Source organism: Rubrivirga litoralis, assembly GCF_031846415.1.
GTDB lineage: Bacteria > Bacteroidota > Rhodothermia > Rhodothermales > Rubricoccaceae > Rubrivirga > Rubrivirga litoralis.
The window spans coordinates 108,893-125,077 of record NZ_JAVRHT010000001.1 but is presented as its reverse complement, the minus strand read 5'-3'; the positions used below and the strand labels follow the sequence as shown (position 1 = coordinate 125,077).

The 16,185-nt window shown below is 74.0% G+C and carries 11 protein-coding genes; 1 reads left to right on the top strand and 10 read right to left on the bottom strand.

Annotation, left to right across the window (positions count from 1 at the left end; translation table 11 throughout):
- Entirely contained in the window at positions 1 to 1,143 is a 1,143-nt protein-coding gene (locus RM540_RS00515; protein ID WP_311661182.1) for a hypothetical protein, read from the top strand.
- 477 nt (positions 1,144 to 1,620) lie between these two features.
- Here the strand turns inward: RM540_RS00515 and ftsZ are convergent, their stop codons facing one another.
- From ftsZ to RM540_RS00465, 10 genes are all read right to left on the bottom strand, one after another.
- Complete coding sequence (ftsZ, locus tag RM540_RS00510; RefSeq protein WP_311661181.1) at positions 1,621 to 2,937, bottom strand: cell division protein FtsZ; 1,317 nt, start codon at positions 2,935 to 2,937, stop codon at positions 1,621 to 1,623.
- 140 nt (positions 2,938 to 3,077) lie between these two features.
- Positions 3,078 to 4,376, bottom strand: coding sequence for a cell division protein FtsA (gene ftsA / locus RM540_RS00505; protein WP_311661179.1), 1,299 nt, complete (start codon positions 4,374 to 4,376; stop codon positions 3,078 to 3,080).
- A 455-nt stretch (positions 4,377 to 4,831) separates the two neighbouring features.
- Positions 4,832 to 5,632 carry a cell division protein FtsQ/DivIB gene (locus RM540_RS00500; protein WP_311661177.1) on the bottom strand — a complete coding sequence of 267 codons (801 nt, stop codon included), beginning with the start codon at positions 5,630 to 5,632 and terminating at the stop codon, positions 4,832 to 4,834.
- A complete protein-coding gene (murC, locus tag RM540_RS00495; protein WP_349256284.1) occupies positions 5,632 to 7,071 on the bottom strand; it encodes a UDP-N-acetylmuramate--L-alanine ligase in 1,440 nt (479 codons plus the stop codon). The genes RM540_RS00500 and murC overlap by 1 nt, the downstream gene beginning before the upstream one ends.
- A 53-nt stretch (positions 7,072 to 7,124) precedes the next feature.
- On the bottom strand, positions 7,125 to 8,288 hold the full coding sequence (murG, locus tag RM540_RS00490) for an undecaprenyldiphospho-muramoylpentapeptide beta-N-acetylglucosaminyltransferase (RefSeq protein WP_311661174.1): 1,164 nt from the start codon (positions 8,286 to 8,288) through the stop codon (positions 7,125 to 7,127).
- 59 nt (positions 8,289 to 8,347) lie between these two features.
- Complete coding sequence (locus RM540_RS00485; protein ID WP_311661172.1) at positions 8,348 to 9,505, bottom strand: FtsW/RodA/SpoVE family cell cycle protein; 1,158 nt, start codon at positions 9,503 to 9,505, stop codon at positions 8,348 to 8,350.
- Positions 9,506 to 9,757: 252 nt separating this feature from the next.
- Complete coding sequence (locus RM540_RS00480) at positions 9,758 to 11,314, bottom strand: Mur ligase family protein (protein ID WP_311661171.1); 1,557 nt, start codon at positions 11,312 to 11,314, stop codon at positions 9,758 to 9,760.
- Positions 11,311 to 12,468, bottom strand: coding sequence for a phospho-N-acetylmuramoyl-pentapeptide-transferase (gene mraY, locus RM540_RS00475; RefSeq protein WP_311661169.1), 1,158 nt, complete (start codon positions 12,466 to 12,468; stop codon positions 11,311 to 11,313). Before mraY ends, RM540_RS00480 begins: the two co-directional genes overlap by 4 nt.
- A complete protein-coding gene (locus tag RM540_RS00470) occupies positions 12,468 to 14,033 on the bottom strand; it encodes a UDP-N-acetylmuramoyl-L-alanyl-D-glutamate--2,6-diaminopimelate ligase (protein ID WP_311661168.1) in 1,566 nt (521 codons plus the stop codon). The genes mraY and RM540_RS00470 overlap by 1 nt, the downstream gene beginning before the upstream one ends.
- Positions 14,030 to 16,072 carry a penicillin-binding transpeptidase domain-containing protein gene (locus RM540_RS00465; protein WP_311661167.1) on the bottom strand — a complete coding sequence of 681 codons (2,043 nt, stop codon included), beginning with the start codon at positions 16,070 to 16,072 and terminating at the stop codon, positions 14,030 to 14,032. The genes RM540_RS00470 and RM540_RS00465 overlap by 4 nt, the downstream gene beginning before the upstream one ends.
- Positions 16,073 to 16,185: the final 113 nt, after the last annotated feature.

Here is a 16,185-nt window from a genome sequence, read left to right as displayed (position 1 = left end):
ATGCCCTCCCCGCCCCGCCCGCGCGCCTACCGGCCGCCCCGCCCCGCCCGCCCGTTCCGCCGCGGGGGCGGGGTGGTCGCGCTCGGGCTGGCCGTTCTCGCCCTGTGGGCGCCCACGCTCGCCGCCCAGGCGCGCCTCCCCGCCCAGGTCACGGCGGCGGCCGTGTACCAGCAGGTCCTGGACGACTCGGCCCTGGGCGACTCGTCCGGGCTCCGCCAGATCGCGGTGCCGCTCGTGGTCCTCGTGCCCGTCGCGCGCGGGGTCGACCTCAGCCTGCGCGCGGCCTACGCGACGTCGTCGCGGGACGGCGGCGAGAGCGTGGGCGGGTTCGCCGACGCCGAGGTCGCGCTCAGCGTCCGCCGGCCGGTCGGGGGCGGGGCGGTGGCCGTCGGGCTCGCGGCGACGGTGCCGGCCGGCGGCGGCCTGACGCGGGCCGAGGCGGCGACGGCGTTCCTGGCAGCCCAGGACGTCTACGCCCTCGCCGCGCCGTATCCGCGTCGCGGGCCGAGCGTGATGCCGAGCGTGTCGGTCGCCGTCCCCGCCGGCCCCTCGGTCGTGGTCGGGGGCGGGGTGGCGTACCGGCTGCGGACGGGCTTCGAGCCGCGCGCCGACCTCGACGCCTCGTTCAACCCGGGCGATGAGTTGGCGCTCACGGCCGGCGTCGACGTGCTCCTCGCGGACGGATCGACGGTCGCCGTCGACGGCCACTACGTCCGCTTCGGGACGGACACGCTGGGGGAGCTGGAGTACACGACGGGCGACACGTTCGGGGCCTCGGCGGAGTGGGCCGGCCTCGTCGGCGGGCTGCCGGTGCGCGTGCTCGCGGCCGGCCGCCGGAAGGCGGGGAGCGACGCGGCGGGCGCCGCACTCACGCGCCTCGGCCAGGACGCTGCCGTCCCCACGCAGGCGCGCCTCGTCGCCACGCTCCGCGCCCGGTTCGGCCCAGCCCTGACGGCCGACGTGTCGGCCGGCGGCCGCTACTACGCCGAGAGCAACGCGTTCGCGTCGCGGGCGCTCGCCGACGTGCGCGTGGCGCCGGCCTACCGGGTCTCGGACCGGGTGGCCGTCGTGGGCCGCCTCGGCGGGACCGTCGGGAGCTTTACGGCCTTCGAGGCCGGGCTCGGGCTGAGCGTGGGCCTGTGAGGACCGTGGGCCGGTAGGTCAGTAGATCGGCCAAAACGCTCCGTCGTCCGCCGGGCGGGGAGGCCAAACCGCTCACTCGCCGCCCCGCCCACGCGGGGGAGGCGCCGTAGGAGACCGAACCCGAACGCCGCCGGGTCCGCCCCGCCCTTGGCCAAAACCCGCCGCCGTTCCCAGCCGACCGCCCGCGGGCGGGGTGGCGGCCCCGAGCGAGCGGAGCCCTCCACCGCCCCGCCCGCGCAAGGCGAGGCCCCACCGGGCGGAGTTCCGGTGGGGCCTCATGGACAACCCTGGCGGAGTTGTCCGGGGGGACCTGTGGAATGCGGAATCGAGAATGCGGAATGACGAAGGGCCTCAGACCACACGCCGCGTTCCGTGCCGATGCCTGGAGGCTACGAGTGGGGCGGTGTCACGAGTGCGTCACCGCCCCGCCCGCAGCTCCCTTTCCTCGTTCATCATTCCGCGTTCCGCATTCGGAAGTCAGTCCATCATCCTCCGCAGGAAGGCCGGCACGTCGGTGTCGTCCTTGTTGATGCGCTCCTGGCGCGGGACGTCCTGGGCGGGGAGGCGGCGGACGTTGCCCGGGCGCGCCACGTCGCTCTCGCCGCGGGGCGTCGGGCGCGGGCGCTCGCCCGGCAGCTCCTCGTCCTCGCGGAGCCGCTCGGGCGCCGGGCGGGGCGGCTCCGGCGGGCGGCGGCGCTCGAACGCCGGCTCGTCGAGGACCTTCAGGCTGTCCTCGCCCTTGTAGCGCGGCGCGCCCTGCCGCCCCGCCCCCAGCGTCACGCTGCGGCGCGGGGCCTCCTCCTCCTCCTCCCGAGCGACCTGGTCGAAGCCGGTCGCGATGACCGTCACGCGGAGCGAGTCGCCGAGCGTCTCGTCGATGACGGTCCCGAAGATGACCTCGGCCTCGTCGCCGGCCTCGTTCTGGATGACGGCCGTGGCCTGCGTCGCCTCGCGGACGCCGAGGTCGACGCCGGCCGTGATGTTGACGAGCACGTTGCGCGCGCCGGCGATCGAGATGCCGTCGAGGAGCGGGCTCGAGATGGCCTCCTGCGCCGCCTTCTGCGCCCGGTTCTCGCCCGTCTTGATGGCCGACGACATGAGCGCCGTCCCGCCGTCGAGCATCGTCGTGCGGATGTCGGCGAAGTCGAGGTTGATGAGGCCGTGGACCGTGATGAGCTCCGAGATGCCGCGCGTGGCGTTGTAGAGCACGTCGTCGGCCATCTCGAAGGCCTCGACGAGCGTGGTCGAGTCGTCGGCCACGTCGAGCAGGCGCTCGTTCGGGATGATGATGAGCGTGTCGACCGTCTCGCGGAGCGCCTCGATGCCCTGCTCGGCCATCCGGAGCCGCTTGCGGCCCTCGGCCACGAACGGCTTGGTCACGACGGCGACGGTGAGGATGCCCATCTCCTTGGCGATCGCCGCCACGACGGGCGCGGCGCCGGTCCCGGTGCCGCCGCCCATGCCAGCAGCGACGAACACCATGTCGGCCCCGTCGAGGGCCGCCTCGATGTCGCGGTGGCTCTCCTGGGCGGCCTCGGCGCCGACCGACGGCCGGGCGCCGGCCCCGAGCCCCTTCGTCAGCTCGCGGCCCATTTGAATGCGCGTGGGCGCCTCGTTGGCCTGGAGCGCCTGGGCGTCCGTGTTGACGGCGACGAATTCGACGCCGTGGATGCCCTTGGTGAGCATGTTGTTGACGGCGTTGCCGCCTCCGCCGCCGACGCCGATGACGCGAATGAGCGCCGTGTCTTGTGCGTCGTCGTCGAACGCGAAACGTGTGGAAAAGTCTGAGTTCATGATGAGTCCCCCCGGATGGGTGGCCAGGATTGTAGAGGGGCGGTGGGACCACCGGCAAAGTACCGGCTCCGCGGTCCCGCCGCCTGTGCTTTCTGTCGGTTGGGGCGTGCGGTCTAGAGCGTGCGCCGAGGGCGTGCCGTCTAGAGTTCGTCGAACCAGCTCCGCATGCGGCTGGTGATTTTCGAGACCAGGCGGTCGGGGTCGGCGTCGTAGCCGTCGCCGAAGGCCGGCTCGGGCGGAGCGGCGTCGGGCTCGGCGGCGTCGTGGGTGAGGAGCGAGGTGCCGGCCCCGGCGCCGGTGCGCAGGCCGTGGAGCACGAGGCCCACGCCGGTCGCGTACTTCGGGTCGTCGACCTCCTCGGCGAGGCCGCCGTCGAGCCCGAGCGGGCGGCCGATGCGGGCCTCAATGCCGAGGATCTCGGCGGCCAGCTCGGCCGTGCCCGGGATGAGCGCCCCGCCCCCGGTGAGGACGACGCCGGCCGAGAGGTGGCGGCCGTAGCCGGACCGCTTGATCTCGATGGCGACGATTTCCAGGATCTCCTCCAACCGCGGCTGGATGATCTGGGCGAGCGTCGATTGTCCAATGGACTTGTCGGGGCGCCCGCCGATCCCGGGGATCTGGATCTCTTTGTCCTCAGTCACGAGGTCGGTGTGGGCCACGCCGAACTGGCGCTTGAGCCGCTCAGCCTGGTCGTGCAAGATGCCGAGCCCCTTGCGCAAGTCGTCGGTCACCTTGTTACCGGCGACGGCGACGACGGCCGTGTGGCGGATCGTCTTGTCCTCGAAGACGGCGATGTCGGTCGTCCCGCCGCCGATGTCGACCAAGACCACGCCGACCTCCTTCTCGTCGTCGTGCAGGACGGCGAGCGACGAGGCCAGCGGCTCCAGGACGATGTCGTCGACGGCATAGCCGGCCTTCTCGATGCAGCGGTAGACGTTCTTGGCCGCCGAGACCAGCCCGGTGATGATGTGGACGTTCGCTTCGAGGCGCACGCCCGACATGCCGATGGGGTCGGCCACGCCGTCCTGGCCGTCGACGATAAAATCCTGCGGGAGCACGTGGAGGATCTCGCGGTCGGCCGGCATGGCCACGTGCTTGGTGTCTTCGAGGAGCCGCGTCACGTCCTCGCGGCTGATCTCGCCGCCGGTGACCGTGATCACGCCGCGGCTCTGGAAGCTCTGGATGTGGTCGCCGGCGATGCCGACGACGACGGACCGGGTCTCGACGCCGGCCGCGCGCTCGGCCTCGCCGACCGCCTTGCGGACGGCCTCGACGGTCTTGTCGATGTTGACGACGACGCCGCGGTTGAGCCCCTCGGAGGCGGCCCAGCCGACGCCCAGGACGTTCGTGCGGCCGAGGGCGTCGGTCGAGCCGACGACGGCGCAGATCTTGGTCGTCCCGATGTCTACGCTGACGACGATGCGTTCGGTGTCTTTCATGGGTCTGGGGGGAAGAGTGATGAGTAAAGAGTGATGAGTGACGGGCGGGGCGGGGGCGCGGCGCCCGGGGCTACCGCCCCGCCCTCGGGAGCGGCCGGCGGTGGGGCGGGGGCCTCTCCTGGAAGCGGTCGCAGGCGCCGCCTCGACCGCCCTCCTCTCCCACGTCTATCCCCGCGCAGGCGGGGACCCAGGAGTCGAGCGGCGCCGCCCTCCCATCCTGGATTCCCGCCTGCGCGGGAAGGACTCGTGTGAAAGAGCGTGCTGAGGAGCACACGCCTGCCCCTGGCCTCCTCCATCGAGGAGGAGGCCCGTTCCCGCCCCGCCCCGCCCCGCCCTCGTGGAGGGACGGCGGCGACACGCGGGCGGGGTGGCAGCGGGTGGTCACGGGAAGCAGAGCGAGGGCGGGGTGGCGGAGCGGGCGGGGTGGCCTGGATGTCGGGGACGAGCGGGTGGCGTCAGCCTCGGGACGCGGACTCGGGCTCGTCACCCGTCACCCGTGACCCGTCGGCCGCCCCGCCCTCGCGCGTCACGACCTGGCCGTCGAACCGCAGGTCGACGAGCCGGAAGTCGTGGGCGGGGCGGGGCAGGACGGCCTGGTCCCAGAAGGCGCGGAGCCGGCGGAGTTGGTCGGCCGGGTCGCCGCCCCGCCCGAGGCGGACCGGCACCGAGCCGTGGCCCGTCGTCGGCGTGGTCCAGAGCGTGGGCGACGGCCCCCACGCGACCTCGGAGACGAGGGCGCGCGTGGCGTCGTCGGCGCGGGAGAGGGCGGCGAGGAGCGAGCGGAGGTCGGCGTCGGCGACCGGCTGGACGGCGTGGTAGGGCGGCGCGTCGCGGAGGACGGGCACGTCGTAGAGGGCCGACGGCGAGGGCGGCATCATAAAGCCCTGAGCGTCGAGAAAGTGGCTGGGCCGGCCGTCGGCGCCCAGCGCGAGGGCGACCGGCTCGCGCTCCTCGACGCGCACGCGGAGCGTGCCGGTCGGCAGGCGGCGGACGCTCGCGCGGTGGACCCACGGGTGCCGCTCGGCGCGGCCCGCCAGGAGCCCCGGGTCGAGCGCGTAGAGCGCCGTCGAGTCCGGCGTGACGCCGACGAGCCGCTCGACCTCGGCGACCGGCGCGTGCGCCGTACCGACCACGGCGACGCGCTCGAACGGGAGCGTCCGCTGCCACACCCACGCGGCGACGAGGGCGAGGACCAGCGCCACCCCGCCCAGACGGCGGAGCCAGCGACGGCGAGTCGTGTGCTTGGAATCAGCCATCACGAGGTGGGCGGGGTGGCAGGCTGGAGCGACGCGAGGAACGCGTCCCCGTAGCGCCACACGTCGCCGGCCCCCATCGTGACGACGAGGTCGCCCGGCTGCGCGAGGCCGCGGAGCGTGTCCGGCAGCGCCGTCTTGTCGGCCTGGTAGTGGACGTCGCGGTGGCCGTACTGGCGCGCGAGGTCGGCGACCGTCTGGCCGCTCACGCCCTCGATGGGCGCCTCGCGGGCGGGGTACACGTCGGTCACGACGAGGACGTCGGCGTCGTAGAAGGCGCGCGCGAAGTCGTCGGCGAGGTCGCGCGTGCGGCTGTAGAGGTGGGGCTGGAAGACGGCCACCACGCGGCGGTCGGGCCAGCCGCGGGCGGCGGCGAGCAGCGTGGCCTCGACCTCGGTCGGGTGGTGGGCGTAGTCGTCGACGACGAGCACCGTGGCCGCCCCGCTCTCCACCCCGCCCTCGCCGTCCGGGTGGGGCGGGGCGGCGCCCTCGCCCTTGATCTGGAAGCGGCGGTCGACGCCGGCGTACTCGGCGAGCCCGGCGGCGATCTCGGCAAACGGGACGTCCAGCTCGCGCCCGACGGCGACGGCGGCCAGCGCGTTGCGGACGTTGTGGAGGCCGGGCGCCCCGAGCACCACCCCGCCCAGCCGCTCGGTCCCCTCGACCACGTCGAACCGCGTGACGGCGCCGGTCTGCTCGACGTTCTCGGCGCGCAGCGTGGCCTGCCGGCTCGTCCCGTACGTCACGACCGGCCGGTGGATCTGGCCCAGCACGCTCCGCACGTTCTCGTCGTCCAGGCACAGGATGGCCGCGCCGAAAAAGGGGACCGAGTTGGCAAACTGCACGAACGCCCGCTTGATGTCGTCGAGGTCGTCGTAGATGTCGAGGTGGTCGGCCTCGATGTTGGTCACGACCGCGACAATCGGCGTGAGCCGGAGGAACGTCCGGTCGTACTCGTCGGCCTCGACCACGATGAGCTCGCCGTGGCCGGCGACGGCGTTCGACCCGAACACGGCCACCTTGCCGCCGACGATGATCGTCGGGTCGAGCCCCGCCGCCTTCGCCACGAGCCCGACCATCGTCGTCGTCGTGGTCTTCCCGTGCGTGCCGGCGATGCCCACGCCGCGCTTGGCGCGCATGAGCTCGCCGAGCATCTCGGCCCGCTTGATGATGGGGATGAGCCGGCGCGTGGCCTCGGCGGTCTCCGGGTTCTCGTCCGGCCGGACGGCCGACGAGTAGACGACGACGTCGGCGTCGGCCACGTGCTCGGCGGCGTGGCCCTCGTAGACCGTCGCGCCGAGCGCTTCGAGGTGCGCCGTCACGTCGCCCTTTTTGAGGTCCGACCCCGAGACCTCGAAGCCGCGGTTGATCAGGACCTCGGCGATCGACGACATGCCGATCCCCCCGATCCCGACCATGTGGACGCACCGCACGCGGCCCATCTCGCCGTGCGCGGCCGGCCCGTTGGTCGGCCCATGGTTGGGAGTCGTCGGGGTCATCGGGCGGGGCGGTCTGCGATCGCGACGACGGCCTCGGCGATCGTGCGCGCGGCGTCGGGCCGGGCGATCTCGAGCGCCGCCCCGCCCATGGCGGCCAGGCGGTCGGCGTCGTGGAGGAGCGGGAGGACGACGGTCTCGAACTGCGCCGAGAGGTCGGCCTCGGGGAGCAGGACGGCGGCGCCGGCGTCGGCGAGCGCGCGGGCGTTCTTCGTCTGGTGGTCGGCTGTCACGTTGGGGCTGGGGACGAGGACCGACGGCGTGGCCGTGACCGCGAGCTCGGAGCACGTGATGGCGCCGGCGCGGCAGAGCGCGAGGTCGGCGGCGGCGTAGGCCAGGTCCATCCGGTCGAGGTACGGGACGAGCCGGAGCCGCGGGTGCGCGGGGACGGCCTCGCGGAGCGTGTCGTAGTAGCGGCTCCCGGCGGCCCAGAGCACGAACGCTGCCTCGTCGGCGAGGAGCGCGTCGAGGTAGAGCTTGAGGGCGCCGTTGATGGGGCCGGCGCCCAGCGAGCCGCCCATCGCGAGGAGCACGCGCGCGTCGTCGGGGATCTCCCAGTGCGCGCGGGCCTCGGCGCGGTCGGCGCGCGCGAGGTCGGCGCGGACCGGGTTGCCGGCGACCGTCACGTCCGCCCCGCCAAAGGCGGCGCGGGCGGCATCGAAGGCGACGAACACGCGCCGCGCCCGCCCCGCCAACAGCTTGTTGGTGGCGCCGGCGTAGGCGTTCTGCTCCTGGAGCACGAGCGGGATCCCGCGGAGCGTGGCGGCCAGCCCGACCGGCCCGCTCACGTAGCCGCCCGTGCCCACGACCACGTCGGGGTCGAACGCTGAGAGGGCGCGCCAGCTGTCCCACAGCCCCTTGGCGAGCTTGAGCGGGAACGTCGCGTTCCGCTTCAGGGCCTCCGCCGAGAGCCCGCGCTGGAACCCGCTGACCGTCACGGCGCGAATCGGGTAGCCCGCCTTCGGCACGGCCTCCCACTCCATCCGGTCGCGCGTGCCGACGAACGAGACGGCGGCGCCCGGCCGCAGCTCGCGCACGGCGTCGGCAATCGCGATGGCCGGGTAGACGTGCCCGCCCGTCCCGCCGCACGCGAAGAGCACGCGCGGCGTCCCCACCGCCTTGGAGGCGGGCCGGACTGCGGGCGGGGTGGCGTCGGTGGTCATGGGCGGGGTGGCGCTACGGTCGGGCCGGGGGGCCGTCGTTGGCTGAGGGCGGGGCGGAGTCAGGCCGTGGTTTTGCTGTGGCGCGACACGTTGAGCAGGATGCCCACCATGGCGCCGGTCGCGATCATCGACGTGCCGCCGTAGCTCACGAACGGCATGGCCAGCCCGGTGACCGGCAAGAGCCCCGTCGCCACGGCGGCGTTGACGAACCCGCCGAGCACGACGGCCGTGGTCAGGCCGGTCGCGAGGAACAGGCCGAGCGGGTCGGGCGCGTTCTTGGCCACGCGCAGGAAGCCCCGCCCGAGCAGCCACACGAACACGAACAGCACCACGCCCGCCCCCACGAGCCCGTACTCCTCGGCGATGATGGCGAAGATGAAGTCGTTGTAGGGCGCCGGCAGGAAGTCGCGCTGGAGGCTCTTGCCCGGCCCGACGCCCGCCACCCCGCCCATGGCGAACGCGATGCGCGCCTGGTCGGCCTGGTAGTTTTCGTCCTGGGCGCTGATCTCGACGGCCTCGTCGTTCGACGCGAACAGCTCGACGCCGGTCCACGCTTCGAGCCGGGCCGCCCGCTGCGGGCTCGACGACAGGAACCCGACGGCGAGCACGAGGCCCGCGAGCGCGACGGCCGCCATGTGCAGCACGCGGACGCGCCCGACGAACAGCATGGCGCCCATCGTGGCCGACAGCACGGCGGCCGTCGACAGGTCCTCCATGCCGATGAGCAGGATCGTCGGGGCGATCCACGCAAGGAGCGGCGCGAACCCGCGCCCCAGATCGCCGATGTACGCCTGCTTTTTGGCGAGCAGCACGGCCACGTGCACGATGAGGGCCACCTTCGCCAGGTCCGACGGCTGGAAGCTTATCGGCCCCAGCTCGATCCACCGCTGCGCCCCGTTCGTGACGGCGCCCATGACCTGGACGGCGACGAGGAGCGCGAGCGAGCCCAGGAGGGCCAGCTTCGACACGCGCGCGAGCCGCCGGTAGTCGACCAGCGACAGCACGCCGGCGGCGCCCAGCGCGAGCCCGACGCGGAGGAGGTGCCGGAACAGGAACCGCTCGGTGTCGCCGCCCGACTTCGTCTCGGCCAGGAACGACACGGCCGAGTACACGGCGACCACGCCCACCGCGCACAACGCGAGGACGCCCCAGATGATGGCGCGGTCGGCGTGCGGGCGGGCCACAGGCTGGCGGGACGGGGCGGCGGCGGTGGACACGGTGGAGATGCGGGGGCGGGGTGGCGAATCGGTAGGGACACCACGCGTGGTGTCCGTTCGGGCGGGGTGGCAGGTGGGCGGGGCGGCCAGACCACCCCGCCCTCGGCTAGAGAGCGGGCGGGATGGTGCGAGGCGAGCGCCCAGCGACCGCCCCGCCCTCGTGGAGGGCGCGGCGATGCGGGGGCGGGGTGGTTGCAGTCATCGGGACGGGGTCGGGCGGGGCGGGGCGGCGGGGCTGATTACTCGTCACGCTCACAGGGCGCGGACGAGCCGCTTGAAGGTGTCGCCCCGGTCTTCGTAGTCCTCGAACATGTCGAACGAGGCGCAGGCCGGGCTGAGGAGGACGGTGTCGCCGGGCGCGGCGAGGCGCCGGGCGGCCCCGATGGCCTCCTCCATCGACGCCGCGCGCGCGACGAGCGCCGTGTGCGGGCCGAGCTCGCGCTCGACGGCCTCGGCGCCCTCGCCGATCGCCACGATGCCCTTGACCTTTTCGGCGACGAGGCGCTCCAGCGGCTCGTAGTCGTTGCCCTTGTCGCGGCCGCCGGCGACGAGCACGACCGACGGCGAGCCGTCGTCGTGGGCCGGGACCGACTCGAGCGCGTACCACACGGCGTTCACGTTCGTCGCCTTCGAGTCGTTCACGAACCGGACGCCGTCGACCGTGCGGACGGTCTCCAGCCGGTGCGGGACGCCCTCGAACGACGTCAGGCTCTCGCGGACCACGTCGCTGCGGATCTCCATCGCCCGCGCGACGACGGCCGACGCGAGCGAGTTGTACAGGTTGTGGCGCCCGCGGAGCGCGAGGTCGGAGGTCGGCATGAGGGGGTCGTCGTGGATCACGGTGGGGGGGGAATCGGGTCCAGAACCGGGGGGCGGCAGCGCCAGCACCACCTCGCCGCCGCGCGCGAACGCGCCGCGCTCCACCCCGCCCGCAAGGGCAGCGTTGGGCGGGGTGGCCGCCCCGCCCTCGCCGGTGGGCGGGGTGGCGGGCTCGGGCGGGGCGGCGTCGTCGATGGCGACCGCGTAGGGCGTCAGGCCGCGCGCGGCGGCGACGGACAGGGCGCGCTCGCGGACGAGCGCGTCGTCGGCGTTGTAGACCAGCCAGTCGGCGGCCGTCAGGTTGTCGAACAGGCGGAACTTGGCCGCGGCGTAGGAGGCCAGGTCGCCGCCGTAGCGGTCGAGGTGGTCCGGCGTCACGTTGAGGAGCACGGCCACGTGCGGCCGGAACGTGGCGACGTGGTCGAGCTGGAAGCTGGAGACCTCGAGGACGACCGCCGTCTCGGCGTCCACGTCGTCGACGTAGTCCGCGAAGGCGAGCCCGATGTTGCCGGCGACCACGTGCTTCCGCCCCGCCGTCCTGAGCACGTGCGCGATGAGCGTCGTCGTGGTCGTCTTGCCGTTCGAGCCCGTGACCGCGATGATCGGCCCGTCGCAGAACCACGACGCCACCTCGATCTCGGAAAAAACCGGCCGCTTCTGCCGGAGCGCCGACTGCACCAGCTTCGAGGTCGTCGGCACGCCCGGGCTCACGACCAGCCAGTCGGCGTCGAGCGCGCGCGCCGAGTGGCCGCCGAACTCGCTCTCCACCCCGCCCCGCTTCAAGGTCTCCGCCACCCCGCCCGCGTCGGGGCCGGCGTCGGTGAGGAACACGGTCGCGCCGCGGCGCGCGAGGAGCCGGGCCGCGGCCTGCCCGCTCCGGGCGCCGCCCACGACGGTCACGCGGGCGCCCGGAACGGACGCGCGCAGGGCCTCGGCCGAGACGGGCGTCTCGGGCACGACGGGCGGGGCGAAGAGGCCGGCGCGCGTCATCGGATGCGGAACAGGAAGAGGGTCAGGATGGACAGCAGCGCCGTCACGATCCAGAACCGGATCACAATCTTCGACTCGTGGACGCCCATCGCCTCGTAGTGGTGGTGCAGGGGCGCCATGCGGAAAACGCGCCGGCCCTCGCCGTACTTCCGCTTCGTGTACTTGAAGTAGCCGGTCTGCACGATCACCGAGACCGTCTCGGCGAAGAACACGGCGCCCACGACCGGCAGGTACAGCTCCTTCTTGATCAGGATCGCCAGCGTCCCGATCGCGGCGCCCAGCGCGAGGCTCCCCGTGTCGCCCATGAAGACCTGGGCGGGGTAGCCGTTGTACCACAGGAACCCGAAGCACGCCGCCGCGAGCGCGGCCCCGAAGATGACGAGCTCGCTCGTGCCCGGGAGGAACACGTCGTTCACGAACTCGGCCAGGTTCGCATTCCCCGTCACGTACGTCATCGCGACGATCGCGAGCATGGAGAACGCCGCCGTCCCCGCCGTCAGCCCGTCCAGCCCGTCCGTCAGGTTGACGGCGTTCGAGACGCCGGTCAGGATGAACGTCACGACGACGATGTAGACCAGCCACCCGACCTCGACGCCGAGCAGCGGGCTCAGAAAGTCGTAGTCGATGCCGCCGTCGGTCACGAGCGGGAGCGACGTGAACGTGGTCGTCCCGTCGACGCGGGGCAGGAAAAACAGGACGCACACGGCGACGACCACGCCCAACGAGAGCTGCCCGGCGATCTTCACGCGCGGCGCGATCCCCTCCTTCCGCTTGCGGACCACCTTGATGTAGTCGTCGGCGAACCCGAAGGCGCCCATCCAGAACGTGGCCACGAGCGCGACCCAGACGAACGGGTTGCGCAAGTCGGCCCAGAGCAGGACGCCCGACGCGAGCGCGAGCAGCAGGACCACCCCGCCCATGGTCGGCGTGCCGGCCTTGTGCGCGTGGCTGACGGCGCCGGCGTCCTCGCCCTCGCGGACGGTCTCGCCCAGCTGGCGGCGGCGGAGCGCGATGATGATCCGCTTGCCGGCGAAGAGCGCGACCAGGAGCGCCGTCCCAGCCGCGAGGCCAGCGCGGACGGTCGAGAACTGGAAGACCTGGAACCCGGGCGGGGCGTAGGTCTGCTCGATCCACTCGGCGAGGAGGTACAGCACTAGCGGGCGGGGCGGCTCGTGAGGGCGTCGCGGAGGACGGCGCGGTCGTCGAAGTCGCGGCGCTCGTCGCCGACGATCTGGTAGGTCTCGTGCCCCTTGCCGGCGACCACGACCACGTCGCCCGGAGCCGCCCCGCCCGCGGCGAACCGGATGGCGTCGGCGCGGTCGGCCACGCGCTCGGCGCGGGCGGGGCGGTCGAGCCCGGCGGCGACGTCGTTGAGGATGGCCTCGGGGTCTTCGGTCCGCGGGTTGTCGCTGGTGAGGACCACGCGGTCGGCGACCGTTTCGGCCACGCGCGCCATGAGCGGGCGCTTGCCGGCGTCGCGGTCGCCGCCGGCGCCGAACACGGCCCACAGCGCGTTCCCCTCGGGGACGATCTCGCGGGCCGTCCGCAGCACGTTGTCGAGCGCGTCCGGCGTGTGCGCGTAGTCGACGACGCCGACGACGCCGCCCGCGCGGACGGTCTCGAAGCGGCCCGGCACGCCGGGCGCCGCGGCGAGCGCGTCGAGCACCGCCCCGCCCTCGTAGCCCAGCGCGACGCCGCAGGCGTACGCGGCGGCGAGGTTGAGCGCGTTGAACCGGCCGGCCATCTGGAACGGCCGCTCCTCCCCGCCCAGGCGGAGCCGCAGGCCGTCGAGGCTGTTGTCCAGGACCTCGACGCGGACATCGACGCCCTCGCTCGTCCCGAACGTGACGACGCGCGCCGCCGAGTCGGCGACCATCGCCTTCCAGTTATCGTCGTCGCCGTTGACGACGGCCGTGGCGTCCGGGCCGAGCCCGTCGAACAGGCGCTTTTTGGCGTCGCGGTACTCCTCGAACGTCCGGTGGTAGTCGAGGTGGTCCTGGCTCAGGTTGGTAAAGACGGCCACGTCGAACGCCACCCCGCCCACGCGGTCCAGCGCGAGCCCGTGGCTCGACACCTCCATCGCCGCCGCCGTGCAGCCGCCGTCGACGCACGCGCGCAGAAAGCGCTGGAGCGCCGGCGCCTCGGGTGTCGTGAAGGCCGTGGCGTAGCGCGTGCTCCCGATCCGGTTCTCGACCGTCCCCACGAGCCCAGCCGTCACACCGAGGGCGGTCAGCAGGTGATGAATCAGGAAGACCGTCGTGGTCTTGCCGTTCGTGCCGGTCACGCCGAGGGTGGTGAGCGCATCGCCGGGGCGTCCGTAGAACGCCGCCGCGACCTCCCCGAGCGCAGCCCTCGTGTCCGTTGCCGGAACGAAGGCCGCGCTGGAGAGGCGCTTACCCTTCCCCAAGGGCGCCGGTGCCGACGACGGGGCGGGGCGGTCGGCCAGCCACTCGTCCGAGACGAGGGCGGCGACGGCGCCGCGCGCGAGCGCGTCGTCGACGAAGTCGTGGCCGTCGCGGCCGTGGTGCGTGTCCGGGGTGACGGCGCCGAACAGGGCGCCCGGCGTCACGGCCCGGCTGTCGATCTGGACGTCCGTCACGAGCACGTCGGCGTCGCCGACGACGCGGCCCACCGCCCCGCCCGCCTGGAGCGGCGCGACGAGGTCGGCCAGCGCGCGGGGCGCGGCCTGGACGGCGGGCGGGGTGGCCTGGAGGCTCATCGGCTCGCCCCCGTGACGGTGACCTGGCGCGGGACCGCCCCGCCCGCCCGCGCCGACTGCTGGCGCACGACGCCGCGCCCGACGACGCGGGGCTCGACGCCCAGCGCGCGCAGCCACGCGACCGCCTCGCGGACGCTCCGGCCTCTCAGGTCGGGCATGACCGCCCCGCCCGCGCTCGTCTCCGTGGGCGGGGCGGCGTCCAGGCGGACCGTCTGGCTCAGCCGCACCGTGTCGCCCGGAGCGGGGCGGGTCACGGCCGGCGCCCACGTCTGGTCGCGGTCCGCCTTCACCGTCAGGCCCTCGGCCTGGAGGCGGTGGGCGGCGAGTGTGGTCGGCAGGCCGGTCACGCGCGGCAGGCGGATGGCCTCGCGCGGGGGCACCTCGCCGGCCGGCGCCACGCGCTCGGCCACGCGCGGGAACGTGCCCACCCAGCGCCGCGCCGTCGCGCCGAAGATGGGCGCCGCCACCTGGCCGCCGTAGAACCCGTTCGTCGCCCCGTCGAGCACGACCACGAGCACGACCTCGGGGTCCTCGACCGGGAACAGGCCGGCGAACGACGACCGGTAGCTCTTGGCGTAGCCGCCGCCGGTCGCCCGCTGCGCCGTGCCCGTCTTGCCGGCTACGCGCAACCCCTCGACGGCCGCGAGCGGGGCGGTCCCGCCTTTGCCCACGACGGCCTCGAAGTGCGGGAGCAGCGCCGCGGCGGTCTCGCGGCTGAACGCGCGGCGGACCGAGTCGGGCGGGGCGGACCACACCGTCTCGCCGGTCGCGGCGTTCCGGCGCTCGGCGACGACGTGCGGGCGAACCAAAAGGCCGCCGTTCGCGAGCGCGGCGTAGGCGACGGCGATCTGGAGCGGCGTGACCTCGACCGAGTAGCCGGTCGACATCCAGGGCAGCGTGAGCGTGCCCCAGTCCTCGGGCTTGCGGAGCGAGCCGCCGATCTCGCCCGGCAGGTCGACCGTCGTGGGCTGGCCGAAGCCGAGGTCGCGGGCGGCGCGGTAGAGCGGGCCGCGGCCCATCTTCTCGGCCGCGAGCGCCATCGCGATGTTCGACGACTTCTGGATCGCGTCGCCGAACGCGATGCGGCCGTAGCCGTGGCTGTCCTTCATGGTCCGCCCGTGGAAGACGTGCCAGCCCTGGCCCGTGTCGAAGACGGTCTGGGTCGTCGCCGCCCCGCTCTCGAGCGCCGCGACGGCCGTCACGAGCTTGAACGTCGAGCCGGGCTCGAGCCGGTCGACGACGGCGTGGTTGCGGCGGGCCGCGTTCGAGAAGGCGCCGGGCCGGTTGGGGTCGAACGTGGGCACGTTCGCGAGCGCCAGGATGGCGCCCGTCTTGGGGTCGAGCGCGACGGCCGTCCCCCACTGCGCGCCGGCCGCCTCGACGCCGCGCGCCAGCTCCTCCTCCAGGATCGCCTGGCGGACGAGGTCGATCGTCAGGACCACGTTCTCGCCGTGCTCCGGCTCCACGCGCGTCCCGCCGACGACGGCCTTGACCACGCCGCGCCGGTCGCGCTGGACGGCCTGCCGGCCGGGCGTCCCCTGGAGGTCTTGGTCGAGCAGCATCTCGATGCCGGCCACGCCGTCCATGTCGCGCGTGACGTGGCCGAGCACGTGCGACGCGAGCGTGCCGTAGTTGTAGCGGCGGCGGTACGAGCCGCGCACGATGAGCCCGTCGATGCCGGCCGCGTCGAGCCGGTCCTTGGCCGCCTCGCCCAGGTCGCGCACGAGCACCACGTACTGGCGGCTCGCCCGGTCGCGCACGAGCCGGCGGAAGTGGTCGCCGCCCCGCCCGGTCGCCTCGCCCAGGATCGCGTACAGCTCGCTGGCGTGGTCGTCGAAGCCCGGCACCGTCGGGTCCGCCGCGACCTCGTACCGCGCCGTGTTGACGGCGAGCGCCCGCCCGCGCCGGTCGAGGATGGCCCCGCGCTGCGCCGCCAGCTCGATCATGCTCTCCGCCTGCTGCTCCCCGCGCGCGCGCAGCTCGGCCCCTTCGCCCACGTGGATGCGGACCATCTGGGCCACGACGAGCCCGGGCAGCACGAGCAGCGCGCCGAGGACGACGTAGAGTCGGGTGAGGATGGAGTCGCGAGCGGCGATGGGAGGGGTGGGTAAAGGGTGATGGGTGACGAGTGATGGGCAATGCGGGAGGGCGG

Bases quoted from the DNA above. Each gene is read 5' to 3' on its own strand.
- RM540_RS00515 (WP_311661182.1), top strand. From the start codon at position 1: ATGCCCTCCCCGCCCCGCCCGCGCGCCTACCGGCCGCCCCGCCCCGCC.
- ftsZ (WP_311661181.1), bottom strand. From the start codon at position 2,937: ATGAACTCAGACTTTTCCACACGTTTCGCGTTCGACGACGACGCACAA.
- ftsA (WP_311661179.1), bottom strand. From the start codon at position 4,376: ATGAAAGACACCGAACGCATCGTCGTCAGCGTAGACATCGGGACGACC.
- RM540_RS00500 (WP_311661177.1), bottom strand. From the start codon at position 5,632: ATGGCTGATTCCAAGCACACGACTCGCCGTCGCTGGCTCCGCCGTCTG.
- murC (WP_349256284.1), bottom strand. From the start codon at position 7,071: ATGGGCCGCGTGCGGTGCGTCCACATGGTCGGGATCGGGGGGATCGGC.
- murG (WP_311661174.1), bottom strand. From the start codon at position 8,288: ATGACCACCGACGCCACCCCGCCCGCAGTCCGGCCCGCCTCCAAGGCG.
- RM540_RS00480 (WP_311661171.1), bottom strand. From the start codon at position 11,314: ATGACGCGCGCCGGCCTCTTCGCCCCGCCCGTCGTGCCCGAGACGCCC.
- RM540_RS00470 (WP_311661168.1), bottom strand. From the start codon at position 14,033: ATGAGCCTCCAGGCCACCCCGCCCGCCGTCCAGGCCGCGCCCCGCGCG.